8 protein-coding genes are annotated in these 14,571 nt (G+C 72.2%); 3 read left to right on the top strand and 5 right to left on the bottom strand.

Annotation, left to right across the window (positions count from 1 at the left end):
• Positions 1-26 precede the first annotated feature (26 nt).
• Complete coding sequence (locus tag DVA86_RS22990) at positions 27-1,412, top strand: MFS transporter (protein WP_208881044.1); 1,386 nt, start codon at positions 27-29, stop codon at positions 1,410-1,412.
• 373 nt (positions 1,413-1,785) lie between these two features.
• Positions 1,786-1,986: a hypothetical protein gene (locus DVA86_RS22985; RefSeq protein ID WP_208881042.1), complete on the top strand. Its 201-nt coding sequence runs from the start codon at positions 1,786-1,788 to the stop codon at positions 1,984-1,986.
• A gap of 53 nt (positions 1,987-2,039) precedes the next feature.
• Here the strand turns inward: DVA86_RS22985 and DVA86_RS22980 are convergent, their stop codons facing one another.
• The 4 genes from DVA86_RS22980 to DVA86_RS22965 all read right to left on the bottom strand — a co-directional run bounded on the left by DVA86_RS22980 (position 2,040) and on the right by DVA86_RS22965 (position 9,843).
• Positions 2,040-4,331 carry a glycosyl hydrolase gene (locus DVA86_RS22980; protein WP_208885037.1) on the bottom strand — a complete coding sequence of 764 codons (2,292 nt, stop codon included), beginning with the start codon at positions 4,329-4,331 and terminating at the stop codon, positions 2,040-2,042.
• Between the two features lie 223 nt (positions 4,332-4,554).
• Complete coding sequence (gene meaB, locus DVA86_RS22975) at positions 4,555-5,550, bottom strand: methylmalonyl Co-A mutase-associated GTPase MeaB (protein ID WP_208881041.1); 996 nt, start codon at positions 5,548-5,550, stop codon at positions 4,555-4,557.
• Positions 5,551-5,614: 64 nt separating this feature from the next.
• On the bottom strand, positions 5,615-7,858 hold the full coding sequence (gene scpA / locus DVA86_RS22970) for a methylmalonyl-CoA mutase (protein ID WP_208881039.1): 2,244 nt from the start codon (positions 7,856-7,858) through the stop codon (positions 5,615-5,617).
• Positions 7,858-9,843: a methylmalonyl-CoA mutase family protein gene (locus tag DVA86_RS22965; RefSeq protein ID WP_208881037.1), complete on the bottom strand. Its 1,986-nt coding sequence runs from the start codon at positions 9,841-9,843 to the stop codon at positions 7,858-7,860. Before DVA86_RS22965 ends, scpA begins: the two co-directional genes overlap by 1 nt.
• Positions 9,844-10,531: 688 nt before the next feature.
• Here DVA86_RS22965 and DVA86_RS22960 point away from each other — a divergent pair.
• Positions 10,532-11,029 carry an NPCBM/NEW2 domain-containing protein gene (locus DVA86_RS22960; protein WP_208881035.1) on the top strand — a complete coding sequence of 166 codons (498 nt, stop codon included), beginning with the start codon at positions 10,532-10,534 and terminating at the stop codon, positions 11,027-11,029.
• Here DVA86_RS22960 and DVA86_RS22955 read toward each other — a convergent pair.
• On the bottom strand, positions 10,991-14,551 hold the full coding sequence (locus tag DVA86_RS22955) for a BTAD domain-containing putative transcriptional regulator (protein ID WP_208881034.1): 3,561 nt from the start codon (positions 14,549-14,551) through the stop codon (positions 10,991-10,993). The two genes, DVA86_RS22960 and DVA86_RS22955, sit on opposite strands and share 39 nt — an antisense overlap.
• Positions 14,552-14,571: the final 20 nt, after the last annotated feature.

Below are 14,571 nucleotides of genomic sequence, written 5' to 3'. Positions count from 1 at the left end.
AGACCGCAGATCGATTGGTTTCTCCGATGAAGAAGAGCTCTGCCCATTTCCCCGTCCCCGAGTCGGTAGCCCGCAAGACGACATGGATGATCGTGCCGGTCATTCTGCTCATGTACTTCATTTGCTATCTCGACCGCGTCAACATCAGCTACGCCGCTCTCCAACTCAACGCGGACATCGGCCTGTCCGACGCCGCCTACGGTTTCGGTGCGGGCATCTTCTTCGTCGCCTACGTGGCGTTCCAGGTGCCCGCCAATATGATGCTGGCCAGGTTCGGCCCCCGGCGCTGGCTCGGCTGCATCCTCGGCGCCTGGGGCCTGCTGGCGATGCTGATGGCGGCCATCACGGCACCATGGCACTTCTTCGCGCTCCGGTTCCTGCTGGGCATGGCCGAAGCCGGCTTCTTCCCCGCCATGATCTACTACCTGGCGCTGTGGTTCCCCGCCGAGCGCCGCGGCCGTATCACCGCCATCGCCATCGCGGCCGCACCGCTGTCCGGCCTGATCGGCGGCCCGCTGTCGACCTGGCTGATGTCGAGCGCCCATGGCCTGTTCGGGCTGCGCGGCTGGCAGTCGATGTTCGTCATCGAGGCGCTGCCGGCGGTCCTGCTGGGGATCTGGTGCTTTGTGAAGCTGCCCGAGCGGCCCGCCGCCGTGGCGTGGCTGACGGCCGAGGAAAAGACCTGGCTGCAGGGAACGCTAGACGCCGAGGCCGAGGAAATTCAGGGCGCTCGGCGGAGCAAGGGTGTGCTGCGTACCATTCTCAGCCCGCTGGTCCTGGGACTGGGCCTGGTCTATCTCGCGCTTGAATTCGGTGAGTACGCCCTCGCGTTCTTCCTGCCGAAGATCATCGAAAGGTTCGACACCGACATGGGCGGCGAGCTGTCGGTGTCGCAGATCGGTCTGGTCACCGCAATTCCCAGCCTTGCGGGCGTTGTCGCGATGGTGCTGTGGGGGCGGCACTCGGACAGGACCCGGGAACGCACCTGGCACATCGCCGGGCCCGCGATGGTGGGCGCGGTGGCGATCGTCGCCGCGGGCTATACGGGCTCGCTCGTGGCCGCCGTACTCGCCTTCTCCGTCACCGCCGCGGGGATCTTCGCGGCCGTGCCGATCTTCTGGCAGCTGCCCCTGCGCTATCTGACCGGCACCGCGGCGGCCGTGAGCATCGCGATGATCAACGCGATGGGCAACTTCTCGGGTCTGCTCGGCCCGTCGATCACCGGAGTGCTGCACGACGCCACGGGCAGCTACCGCGCGGGCCTCTGGGTCATGGGCGGGTTCCTCGTGCTCGCCGCCGCCGGCGCGCTCGCGGTCAGCCGTATGGCGCCCGTACCCGGTCACCAGGCGCCCAGTCAGTCGAGCCAGACCGGTCAGGCCGACAACGCGTCCGCCGCCTCCGCCACTTCCTGAACTCCCCTCGCAACGGAAGGACACCGCGCGCCGCGTGGCAGTGCGGTGCGTCAGTACACCGCGTCCGCCCGGCCGTTCCGCGCCCGCGGACGAACAGGCCCGCGGTGACATCCCCATCCCGGCCGGCCCCGGCCCGAATCCCCGGAGGGAACAATGACCTCGGCAGACGCAGAGCAGCGCAACCCCATGGGCCGCGTCGCATTCGCGAGCATGATCGGCACCGTGATCGAGTTCTACGACTTCTTCATCTACGCTGTGCCTGGTCCTCGGCGTCGTCGGCATCGCCTACGGTCCGGTCGGGGCGCTGCTGCCCGAGCTGTTCCGCGCGCAGTACCGGTACACCGGTGCCGGGCTGGCGTACAACCTCGCGGCCGTGCTGGGCGGTGCGGTGACACCGCTGATCGCCACCACGCTCGAGGACTCGTTCGGCAGCAGCGCCATCGGGTACTACCTCGCGTTCATCGCGCTGGCGAGCACGTTGTGCACGCTCGGCCTGCGTGACACTCGGGACGCCGAGATGGTCACGGCCGTTCCGCTGCCCGCCGCCGAGGACCGCCAGGTCGCCCCGTTGTGACCCGCGTCCGGCCGGGACCGCTCGCGGTCCCGGCCGGACGGTGGCCGGTCCCGTCAGCCGGTGTCACTCGCCGACGACTTCGGTGGCACTGTCAGCGTGTGGCCGTCGGAGAAGGTCACTGTCTGCTCGCTGTCACCGTAGTTGTGCGCGGCATACGTACGGGTGTCACCCTTCGCGAAGACCGCTGCCGTCGGACTGTCGGCTGTCACCGACGTGTCAGGGGCGCCCGTCGTGGCAAGGGTGTTGATCCAGTGGTGGATGTGCGCCCAGGACTCGCCCGCCTCCGGTTCGTACTCCCGCGGGTCCGCGTCGTACGCCTGCTTGGCCGCCGCCGGATCGCTGAGCGCGCGGAACTCCCAGAGGATCTCGCGCCACTCCTGCGCGGGCCCGCCGTTCTCCCGTTCCATCTCGGCGAGGTTCCGGTCGATGGCCGCCTTGTCGCGGGCCAGGTGGAGCGAACCGCCGGTGACCGGGAGGACGTTGATGCCGTGGATCTCCTCCGGGTTGGCGGTCCACCAGGTGCTGTACGCGCCGCCGTTGCTCCAGACCATGCCGAGCGTCTGGTGCCCGAAGCCCTCGGGGAAGACCTCCTGGTCGCCGTCGAACCAGTACTGCCGGATCGTCTCCGACTCGGTCGTCAGCAGGTAGACACCCAGGTCGCGGACCGAGGTGTCGCCGGTCGCGGCGCCCCACATGATCATGGCGGCGCTGAGGTTGACCGACTCGGACGAGGACTCCTGGTTGTTGCCCGCCGCGAAGCCCTGGTGCCCCGAGGCCCAGCTGTGCCCGGCGTACACGTCGAAGCCGCGCAGGAACGGGTAACGGGCGTCGCCGCGCGCCGGGTTGGCCGCGTCCGCGATCAGCTCCTTCACCATGCCGCCCCAGGCGGAGTCGGCGGCCCACGCCGGGTCGTAGCGCGCGACCACGGCGGCGGCCATGACGTAGTACGAGTAGTGGAAGTGGTGGTCGTTCAGCTCCTTGTCGCTGCCGTACGAGGCGGGGTAGCCCGTCAGGGTCTTCCAGTCCCCGTCGTAGCTGAACTCGGAGGCGCCGCCCGCCGTGAGCCACTCCTCCAGCCGCTCCTTGACCGCGGCGAGCAGCTTGTCGCGCGCCCCGGTGGCGCCGGCCTGCTCGGCGAGGGGCACGAGCTGGGCGAGGCGGCCGAACGCCTTGCCCGTCCAGTACGTGTCCGTCGCCCCGTTGAACGGGTCGGGGGAGTCCGCCACCTCGTTGACGTACGCCGCCAGTTGGCCCTTGTCGACGCCGCCGGTCTCCGGCAGCGCGGGCAGTACGCCCGTGACGTCCTGCGAGGTGGTGAACGAGCCGCCGGCCCGTACCTTCATCGTGCCGCGCGGCGACACGTACTCGTGGCCGGTGAGCTCGTCGGAGGTGTGCTGCCACTGGTGCCGGTACAGCGCCTGGAGCGTGCCGGTCTGCTCGCCCTCGCGGGCCTCGGTCTCCAGCGTGTACGTGGCGTTGAGCCTGCCCGCGGCTGCGTCGTAGTCCCAGTCGACCTTCGAGCCGGTGACGAAGCTGTACGCGTACGTGCGGTACTCCTCCAGCGCCTCGGGGCCGGGGAGCACGGCGACGGAGTAGTAGCCGGCGTCGGCGAGTTCGGCGCTGATCTTCGTGCCGGAGACGGTCCAGTCGCTGCCGCCGGGCGCGAACAGGCCGTAGTGGTGGCCGCCGACGGTGACGCCGAGGACGCTGCCCTCGTCGGCGAACACCTCGGGCGCGGCACCGGCGTTGATCTCCGCGGCGCCGCCGGTCGCCTCGGCGTAGACGTACGGGCTGCCGTGCCCGATGGTGGCGCGCAGGGTACGGCTGCCGTCCGACCAGTACGGGCTGACGGTCCAGTCGGACCAGCCGTCGGCCTTCGTGTCGGGGGAGTCGAGGCCGGCGACGCCGAGCGTGAGGTCGGCCTTGTGCGCGAACTCGTACTGGCGGCCCTCGCCGACGACGGCCGGCTCGGTCGGATAGCCGATCTCGAGGCCGCCGTTGACGGCCTGGTAGCTGAGCGGGTGGCCGTACATGGGCTGGGAGTACGGCTTGTCCGGATAACGCTTGAACACCAGCGACGACCACCAGTCGTTGGTGGGTACGGGCTGGCCCGCCATGCGCTCGGTCACCTGCGGCGTGACCGGCCGGTCGGTGCTGTCGACCGGGCCCGAGGTGCCGGCGGGCCGGGTGTCGGAGTAACTGCCGCTGCCGACAGGGATCTCGGCGGCGGCCGCGGGCTGCCCCGGCACCAGGGAGACCCCGGCCGCGGCGGTGGCCAGGACGGTGAGGAGGACGGCCGCGCGTCTGTGTCTGCGGTGCGCGCGTCTGTGCTTGCTGCGCTGGATGTGTGATCTCACGTGCTGTGTACCTCGCAACCTTGGGGGAGAGGAGGACAGCGGACTGAGAGCGCTCTCTTGGTGCCCGTGAAGCTAGACGCGACTCCAACCTGTGTCAACGCTTCTTACGAAAGCCCGGCAGATGAGGTGTCCGGACTTCAGGAAGTGAACGCCCGAGCGGCGCCGCCGACTTGGAGCGCGGGGCGGGGGCGGGGGCGGGGCGCGGAACGCCTCAGCCCTTGCGGAACGCGTTCACGAGCCGCTCCGCCGCCAGCGTCGGCGTCAACGTCCCCTCCCGCACCTGCCGTTCCAGCTCCGGGGCGAGGCTGCGTACGTCCGGGTGCTCGCGCAGCCGGGCCATCAGCTGCTCGCGTACGGTCGCCCAGGTCCAGTCGACCTGCTGATCCCGCCGCTTGGCCTGGAGCCGGCCCCGCGCGTCCAGCAGCTGCCGGTGCGCCTCCAGCCGCTCCCACACGGTGTCCAGCCCCGTGCCCTCGCGCGCGCTGCACGTGAGGACCGGCGGCGTCCACGCCTCGTCCTGCGGCTGCAACAGCCGCAGGGCACCGGCCAGTTCACGGCCCGCCGACTTGGCCTCCCGCTGGTGCGGCCCGTCGGCCTTGTTGACGGCGACGACGTCCGCGAGCTCCAGGACACCCTTCTTGATGCCCTGCAGCTGGTCGCCCGTGCGGGCCAGGGTGAGCAGCAGGAACGTGTCGACCATGTTGGCGACGGCCGTCTCCGACTGCCCGACGCCGACGGTCTCCACCAGCACCACGTCGTAACCCGCCGCCTCCATCACGACGATCGTCTCCCGCGTCGCCCGCGCCACCCCGCCCAGCGTGCCGGACGTCGGCGAGGGCCGTACGAACGCGTGCGGGTCCACGGCCAGCCGCTCCATCCGCGTCTTGTCGCCGAGGATGGAGCCGCCCGTACGGCTGGACGACGGGTCGACGGCGAGGACCGCGACCCGGTGCCCCATCCCGGTGAGCATGCTGCCGAGCGCGTCGATGAACGTCGACTTGCCGACGCCCGGCACCCCGCTGATGCCGATCCTGCGCGCCTTCCCGCTGTGCGGCAGCAGCTCGATCAGCAGCCGCTGGGCCAGTTCCCGGTGCGTGTCGCGGGTGGACTCGACGAGCGTGATGGCGCGTGCGATCCGGGCCCGCGACCCGGACAGCACGCCCTCCACGTAGCTCTCGATGTCGATCTTCGCCGGCTTCGCTGTCATCGGTGTCAGCGGCTCACAATCGGTGCCATCAGTGCCATCTCGGTGCCATATGGGTGTCAGCAGCTCACAACTCGTGCCCGAGCGCGCCGGCCAGCTGCCGCAGCAGCTCGTACGCCGCGTCCGGGATCACCGTGCCGGGCGGGAACACGGCCGCCGCGCCGGCCTCGTACAGCGCCTCGACGTCCTGCGGCGGGATGACGCCGCCCACCACGATCCGGATGTCGCCCCGGCCCGCCTCGGCCAGCTCCTCGCGCAGCGCCGGAACGAGCGTCAGGTGCCCGGCCGCCAGCGACGAGACGCCCACGACGTGCACGTCCGCCTCGACCGCCTGCCGCGCGACCTCGGCCGGCGTCTGGAACAGCGGGCCGACGTCCACGTCGAAGCCGAGGTCGGCGAAGGCCGTGGCGATCACCTTCTGGCCCCGGTCGTGGCCGTCCTGGCCCATCTTCGCGACGAGGATGCGCGGGCGCCTGCCCTCGGCCTCCTCGAACGCCTCCACCAGTCCGCGCGTGCGCTCCACTCCCGGTGACATCCCGGCCTCTTCTCGGTACACCCCGGTGATCGTACGGATCTGCCCCGCGTGCCGCCCGTACGACTTCTCCAGCGCGTCCGAGATCTCGCCCACAGTCGCCATCGCCCGCGCCGCGTTCACGGCCAGCGCCAGCAGGTTGCCCTCCAGGCCGCCGCCCTCGCGGTGCCCCTCCCGCGCGGCCGCGGTCAGCGCGCGCAGCGCGTCCTGGCAGGCGGACTCGTCGCGTTCGGCGCGCAGCCGGCGCAGCTTCTCGATCTGCTGGGCGCGCACCGCGGAGTTGTCGACCGCACGGACGTCGATCCGCTCGTCCGTGTCGACGCGGTACTTGTTGACGCCGATCACCGGCTGCCGCCCCGAGTCGATACGCGCCTGGGTGCGCGCCGCGGCCTCCTCCACGCGCAGCTTCGGGATGCCCGCGTCGATGGCCTTCGCCATCCCGCCCGCGCCCTCGACCTCCTCGATGTGCTGCCAGGCGCGCCGCGCCAGGTCGTACGTCAGCCGCTCGACGTACGCGCTGCCGCCCCACGGGTCGACGGTCCGGCAGGTGCCGGACTCGTGCTGGAGCAGCAGCTGCGTGTTGCGGGCGATACGGGCGGAGAAGTCGGTGGGCAGCGCCAGCGCCTCGTCGAGCGCGTTCGTGTGCAGCGACTGCGTGTGCCCCTGGGTGGCGGCCATCGCCTCGACGCAGGTGCGGGTCACGTTGTTGTACACGTCCTGTGCTGTCAGCGACCAGCCAGAGGTCTGGCAGTGAGTGCGCAGTGACAGCGACTTGGCGTTCTTCGGCTCGAACTGGTTGACCAGCTTCGCCCACAGCAGCCGGCCCGCGCGCAGCTTCGCGATCTCCATGAAGAAGTTCATGCCGATTGCCCAGAAGAACGACAGCCGCGGCGCGAACGCGTCCACGTCCAGCCCCGCGTCCAGCCCGGCCCGCAGGTACTCCACGCCGTCGGCGAGGGTGTACGCGAGCTCCAGGTCGGCCGTCGCGCCGGCCTCCTGGATGTGGTAGCCGGAGATGGAGATGGAGTTGTACTTCGGCATCTTCTGCGACGTGTACTGGAAGATGTCGGAGATGATCCGCATGGAGGGCTGCGGCGGGTAGATGTAGGTGTTGCGGACCATGAACTCCTTGAGGATGTCGTTCTGGATGGTCCCGGCCAGCTTCTCGGGCGGCACGCCCTGCTCCTCCGCCGCCACGATGTACAGCGCCAGTACGGGCAGCACCGCGCCGTTCATCGTCATCGACACGCTCATGCGGTCCAGCGGGATGCCGTCGAACAGCTGCCGCATGTCGTAGATCGAGTCGATCGCGACGCCCGCCATGCCCACGTCGCCGGTGACGCGCGGGTGGTCGCTGTCGTAACCCCGGTGGGTCGGCAGGTCGAACGCCACCGACAGGCCCTTCTGGCCGGCGGCGAGATTGCGCCGGTAGAAGGCGTTGGACTCCTCGGCGGTGGAGAAGCCCGCGTACTGGCGGACGGTCCACGGCTGGTTGACGTACATCGTGGGGTACGGCCCGCGCAGATACGGGGCGATGCCCGGGTACGTGTCCAGGAAGTCCAGGCCCGCCGTGTCCTCCCCGGTGTACAGCGGCTTGACCTCGATGCCCTCGGGCGTCTCCCAGCCCAGGTCAGCGGCGCTCTTGCCGGTCCGCTCCTGGACGGCCGCCCGCCACTGCGCGGCGGTCGCACCGGGCGTCGTACCGGCCGTGTCCTCCGGGTCCAGCGCGATGCCCGTGAAGTCCGGTACGGTGCCCGGCCGTTGTGTGTCGCCCTGCATTACGCCACTCCCATACGGTCGAGAACGGACGAGAGGACGGCGACCGCGTCACTGCCCGCGTGGATGAACTCGTCGACTCCGGCCCGCTGCCACGCCTCCCGGTGCTCACCCGGCTTCCCGGCGAGCAGCACCCGCCGCGCGCCCGCCCCGGCCAGTGCCGCCGCCACCGCCCCGGCCTGCTCCGCGTACAGCGCGTCGCTGGAGCACAGGCACGCGACGCTCGCGCCGCTGCGTACGAACGCGTCGGCGGCCGTGTCCGCGTCCACCGTCACCGGCTCGTGCACGGGCTCGATGCCGCCCGCCTGGAACAGGTTCGAGGCGAAGCCCGCGCGCGCGGTGTGCGCCGCGGCCGGGCCCAGCGCCGCCAGGAACACCTTCGGGCGGGCACCCGTCGCGGCGAGGTGCGCGTCGGAACGCGCACGCAGCGCCTCGTACGCCTCGTCGCGCCGCACCCTCGGGAGACCGCTGCCCGTTGCCGGGGCGGGCGGCCGCTCGCGCTCCACGGGCGGCTGGTCCAGGATCGGGTACTCGCTGACCCCGGTGATCGGCTCGCGCCGCCGCGCAAGATCCTCCTGCCGCCGCTCCCACGTACGGGCGACGCGGTCGCGTACGAGACCGGAGCCGAGCGCCGCGGCCTGACCGCCCGCGCGCTCGATCTCCTGGAACCACTCCCAGGCGGCGTGCGCCAGTTCGTCCGTCAGCCGCTCCACGTACCAGGAGCCGCCCGCAGGGTCGATGACCCGCGCCAGATGCGACTCCTCGACGAGGATCGTCGAGGTGTTGCGCGCGATACGGCGCGCGAACGCGTCCGGCAGCCCCAGCGCGTCGTCGAACGGCAGCACGGTCACCGCGTCGGCGCCGCCCAGCCCGGCGCCCAGACAGGCGACGGTGGTGCGCAGCATGTTCACCCACGGGTCGCGCCGCGTCATCATGACCGAGGAGGTCACCGCGTGCTGCCGCTGCGCGGCGGCCGCGGACGTGACCCCGCACACCTGCGCCACCCGCGCCCACAGCCTGCGCGCCGCGCGGAACTTGGCGATCGTCAGGAACTGGTCGGCGGACGCCGAGTACCGGAACTCCAGCTGCCCGCAGGCCGCTTCGGCGTCCAGCCCCGCGTCCGTGAGCGCACGGAGGTACGCGACGCCGGTGGCCAGCGAGCAGCCCAGCTCCTCGGCGGGCGAGCCACCGGCCTCGTGGTACGGCAGCGCGTCCACGGTGAGCGCGCGCAGACCGGGGTAGTCGCGGTGGCACGTGCGGGCCAGTTCGGCGGCTGCCGCGTAGGGGTCTGCTGTGGAGTCTGCGTCTCCTGTGCCTGCGGTTGAGGCCGTGCCTTCTGTTGAGGCCGCGCCTGCTGTGGAGCCCGTACGGGCGAGGGTGGCGAGCGGGTCCGCGCCGAGGTTGCCGAGTGCGGCGCTGCGTGGCACGTCGCGCTCCGCGTACAGGTCGAGCAGCGCGCGGGCGGCGGGCGCGAAGTCCGTACCGGCGTCCAGCACGACCGGCGCCAGATCCAGGTACACGCCGCGCAGGGCCGTCGGCAGCGCGGACACCGGGATGCCGCCGGAGTCGCCGGAGCCGTCGTCGTCTGGGCCGTCTGAGCCGTCCGCGCCGACGGAGAGCCACAGGGCGCCGACGCCGTTCTCCAGGTCGTTGAGCACCGCCTCGTTGACCCGTTCCGGATCGGACCCGGCGTGCCGCTGCCGCACCTCCCAGCCGGCAAGCGCGGTGCCCTCGGGTTTCCCGCCCCGTACGAAGGGGGCGGCACCCGGGAAACCGGGGTCGGCGGCCGTGTCGTCGGCGGTGTACAGCGGACGGGTCGCAAGCCCGTCCTGAAGCGGAGTGGACAGGGCGTCCTCAGCCGCGTCCCCGGAGTCCGGAGTGGCACCCGTCTTGCGCAGCACGCCTTCGACGAGGCGCTGCCACTGCTCGCGCGACGCGTCCGGGAAATCGGCGGCGAGGGAAAGCCCGTCGTCGGGCAGGACCGTCATAAGAGCAGGTTAGAGGAAGCGGCTAAAGGGAGTCCTGCCCGAACGGACGTGACGTTGGCCTCGCGGCGGCGAATCGGGACAGAGGGAATGCCTTACTAGAAGTCCCACTAGTTCAGCCCACCCGCCACGCCAGCCCGTCACCCCAGGCAATCCAGCCCGTCCGGCGTTTGAGGACGGCCCTCAGCCCGCGGCGTGGGACCGTCGCCTGTGGGCATGCACCACGTCGTGCGGGGCGCGGCCCGGGAACGGGCCGGGGTTCGTCCTCAACGCCGGACGGGCTGGATTTTGTGCGGTTCATCCATGGCTGCCGCGCAAGCCGGCTGAGGACTGTCCTCAAGCGCCGGACGGGCTGGAGAGGGTGCGGCTTCGCGCACAACTGCCGCTCGGACGTGGCCGAGGGCCGTCCTCAAGCGCCGGACGGGCTGGGTGGCCCGATCGGCTGGGTGGTCGGCAGCGGCCGGAAGCGAGGGATGGGCGTCGTGGCCCGGAAAAGGCAGGGGCGGCGGAGGCCGCCCCTGTCCTAGCGTCGGCGCATGAGCCCCGAACACCCCACCCGTTACGGACCGGTCCTCGACCCCCGCCCCCTCTTCCCCCGGGTGCTTATGAGTTTTTGGAAGCCACCGAGGACGACCGAGACCTACACCTAGGCCTTCGTCGGCAGCGGCAGATGGGTATAAGGGACAGCCCGGTGCCCGAGCCCACCCCCACGCCCACTCCGACACCGCCGCCCAAGCCGCCGCCACCCGCGGACTACCAGCTGAACCGGCTGGAGTACGACCTCCTCGACCGGGACGGCAAGAAGGACGAGCCGACCGTACGGATCGGCGAGAGCAGCTGGATGTGGCAGCGCGAGCAGGTGCGGATCGACGGCAAGACGTACAGCCACGGCATCACCGTGAACTCGCTTTCGAGGGTGACGATCGACCTCAACCGCGCCTGCACGGCGTACGACGCGCTCGCCGGAGTCGATCAGCTGACCCTGGGGAATCGTTCGGTCCGGTTCTCCGTGCTCGGCGACGGCGCACAGCTGTGGGAGTCCCCGATGGTCCGCCGGAACCAGCCGCCCGTGCCCGTGCACGTGCCGCTCAACGGTGTGGAGACGCTGCAGCTCGTCGTGCAGCCGCGGGGCCCGATGGGCGCGGCGGCGCTAGCCGACTGGGCGAACTCCGAGATCACCTGCCGCTGACGTCGCGTCCGTCAGGAGCGCGCCGAGCAGCTCCGCCGCCTCCGCCGGCGACGGCGCCGGGCCGTCCACCGGCTGCCCGCCGGCGGTCGCCCGGATGCGCCCGTCCTCGCGCAACTCGGGGACGCTGGCAGGCAGTTCGCCGCGCGCCTCGACGGCGCCGTCCGCCAGCCGTACGGCCGTGCGCGGATGCCCGGCGGCCAGCACCGCGATCGCGGCGCTGAGCAGCAGGGTCGCCGTCAGGGTCTCGGGCATCTGGCAGTCGTCCGCCGTCCGCAGCGTGTCCCGCATCTCCCGTACGGCCTCCAGCGGCCGTACGCCCTCGGCCGCGGTCACGCGCGCGGCCTGCGCGGAGAGTACGAGGTGGAAGACCGCCGGGGGCGTGCCCCGCGTCGCGAGGTCCGCGGTCTGCCCGCAGAGTGCGCGGGCGCGCGCCGTGTCGCCGCGCTCCAGGCAGATCCAGCCGCGGAGGAACGTGCTGTACGCCTGCGCGTCCACGACGTTCAGCCGTTCGGCGTCCTCCATCGCGCGCTCGGCGAGCCTCTCGGCCTCGCCGACGTCCCCCTGCCGGTACCAGGTCTCGGCGATACGGGCGAGCAGGAACGGTATCTCCGTCTGCGCGCCCAGTGCCTGCGCGTGCCGCAGGGCGGTCTCGTAGCGGCGCCGCGCCTCGTCGTACGCGCCGCGCATCGTCTCGATCTCGGCGTGCAGCCCGGACACCTGGCTGATCAGCCAGCGGTCGCCGGTGGCCTGCGCGAGAGCGTCGATTTCCGGCAGATCGAAGGCCCCGCGCACGAGGCTGAAGGGGAGGTCGACGTGTATGTGCGCGCGGAAGAGGAGCACGACGGCGAGCTCCCAGGTGCCGCCGAAGGCACGGCAGTTGGCGACCGACGCGTCCATCAGGGACCCGAGTGAAGACGGTCTGCTCTCCTCGCTCACCGCGCGGTCCATGTAGACCGTGAACGGCCAGAGCAGGCCGGGGAAGCGGGTGCTCTCGGGCACCGGGCGGCGGAAGATGTCCAGAATCCGGTTGGTGGCAGGCCGCACGTCCAGCTCCATCAGCGTCTTCCGGTCCTGCTGCTCGTAGAGCAGGAAGAGGCGGAGCATCTGGAGTTCGAGGCACTGCATCTCCTCGGCGGGGTCGCAGTCCGCGAGGTCGCCCGGCAGCAGGTCGAGGGTGTGCGAGATCCACTCGCCGCCCTCGTCGCGGTAGTTGCGCAGCCACCAGAACCAGCCCATCGCCAGCACCAGTGCCACCGCGCGCTCCCGGTCGCGGGCCTGGAGGACGCGGTGCAGCACCGCACGGATGTTGTCAAGGTCGGACTCGACGCGCGGGAACCAGGCGAGCTGCTCGGTGGAACGCAGACGGGGCTCGGCGGCGGTGACGAAGCGGACGATCTGCTCGGTGTGCCGGGCCTCGGCCGCCGCCAGTTCCGCGGGGTGCTCGGCGGCGCGCTCCCTGGCGTACTCGTGGATGGTTTCGAGCAGCCGGTAGCGCACGCCGGTGTGGACGGCGGAAGCGGGCCGGTCGGTGGTGAGGATGGACTTGTCGACGAGCGCGCTGAGCACGTCGAGGACGGCGTGCTCGGGGACGTCGGGCGCGTACGCGCTGTCGGGCCCGTACGTGCCGTCGGGCGTGTCCGAGCCGGAGGCGTCCGGGGGATCTGCGGCTACGGTCCCCGGGCCCGCGCACACGTACTCCGCCGCCGACAGCGTGCAGCCGCCCGCGAAGACGGAGATCCGCCGCAGCACGGCACGTTCACGTTCGTCCAGCAGGTCCCAGGACCAGTCGACGACGGCGCGCAGCGTCTGCTGCCGCGGCAGTACGGTGCGGCTGCCGCTGGTGAGCAACCGGAACCGGTCGTCCAGCCGGTCCGCGATCTGGCGCGGGGCCAGCGAACGGAGCCGGGCGGCGGCCAGTTCGATGGCGAGCGGCAGCCCGTCCAGGCGGCGGCAGATCTCGGCGACGGCCTGCCGGTCCTGTGCCGAGGCGTCCGGGGTGAAGCCGGGCCGGGCGGCGACGCCCCGTTCGGAGAACAGGCGGTGCGCGGGCGCGGGCGGCAGCGGCTCCACGGGACGTACGGTCTCGCCCTGTACGCCGAGCGGTTCGCGGCTGGTGGCCAGGACGACGAGGCCCGGGCAGCGCGCGAGAAGCGTTTCGGCGAGGGTGGCGGCGGCGCCGATGACGTGCTCGCAGTTGTCGAGGACGAGCAGCAGCGTGCGGTGCGCGCAGTGCTCGATGAGCCGGGCGGTGGCGTCCACGGCGGCGTGCTCGTGCGCCGTACCGCCTCCGCGGGACGCCTCGATGGTGCTGGAGAAGAGCGCCGTCTCGCGCCGCCCGAGCGCGCTCAGCACCGCGCCGGGGACGGCGGCGGGGTGGTCGAGGGGCGCGAGTTCGACCATCCAGACACCGTCGGCGTACGGGGCGGTGGCGCGCGACGTGCCCAGCGAGGCGCCGGGGTGCGAGGCGCCGCCGTACGAGGCGCCGCCGTACGGGCCCGGGGCGTGCGTGGCGCCTCCGGCGAGCAGGTCGGCGACCTGCTCGGCCAGCCGCGTCTTCCCGGAGCCGCCGGGTCCGGTGAGCGTGACGAGACGAGAGCGGCTGAGGTCGCCGCGGAGGGTGTCCAGATCGGCCTCCCGGCCGACGAAGCTGGTGAGCCGGGCCCGCAGGTTGCCGGGCACGGACACGGTGTCGGGTGCGGCCCCGGCCGACTCGGCCCCCGCACCGGCCCCCGCACCGGCCCCGGGGCCGGGCGCCTCTCCGCCTGGCGCGGTCTCGTCGCGCGGGGCCGCCGACGCGAGCAGTTCCGCGTGCAGCGCACGCAGCTCCACGCCCGGGTCCGCGCCGAGCCGGTCGGCGATCTCGCGCCGTACGGACTCGTACGCCTCCAGCGCCTCCGCGAGCCGTCCCGTGTCCCGCAGTGCGCGCAGGCGGAGGGCGTGCAGAGGTTCGTCGAGCGGATGCTCGGCCACGAGTTCCCGCAGCTCGGGCAGGACGTGTGCGGCCCGGCCCAACTCCAGGTCGGCGGCGATGCGGAGCTGCACCGTGGACAGCCGGAGCGCCTCGGGGCGCGCGGCGGCCGAGGCGCGCTCCGGCAGGTCGGCGAGCGCCGGCCCGCGCCACAGGGCGAGGGCCTCGCGCAGCACGGTGGTGGCGGTGGCCGGATCGCCCGCCTCCAGTGCGCGTTCGCCGTCCTGCGCGAGCCGTTCGAAACGGTGCAGGTCCACATCGTCCGGTCCGGCCCGGAGCCGGTAGCCGCCGCCAGTGCCGGACTGCACGGCGTCTTTGCCCAGCGCGCGGCGCAGCCGCCCGACGAGTGCCTGCAGCGCGGCGGGCGCGTCCTCGGGCTGCGCGTCGGGGTCTGTCCAGACCTCCGCGATGAGCGCGTCCACCGGTACGGCAGCGCCGCTCCGCGCGCGCAGCGCGAGCGCGGCCAGCAGCGCGCGCAGCCGGTGGCCCCCGAGGGGGACCGGCCGCCCTTGCTCGTCCCGCGCCTCGGTTGCGCCCAGTATCAGGTACCGCACTCCGCCATTGTCCCCGGGTC

It is taken from the genome of Streptomyces armeniacus (genome assembly GCF_003355155.1).
Classification (GTDB): Bacteria; Actinomycetota; Actinomycetes; order Streptomycetales; family Streptomycetaceae; genus Streptomyces; species Streptomyces armeniacus.
The sequence above is the reverse complement of the archived record's forward strand: the minus strand, read 5'-3'. Positions and strand labels throughout refer to the sequence as shown.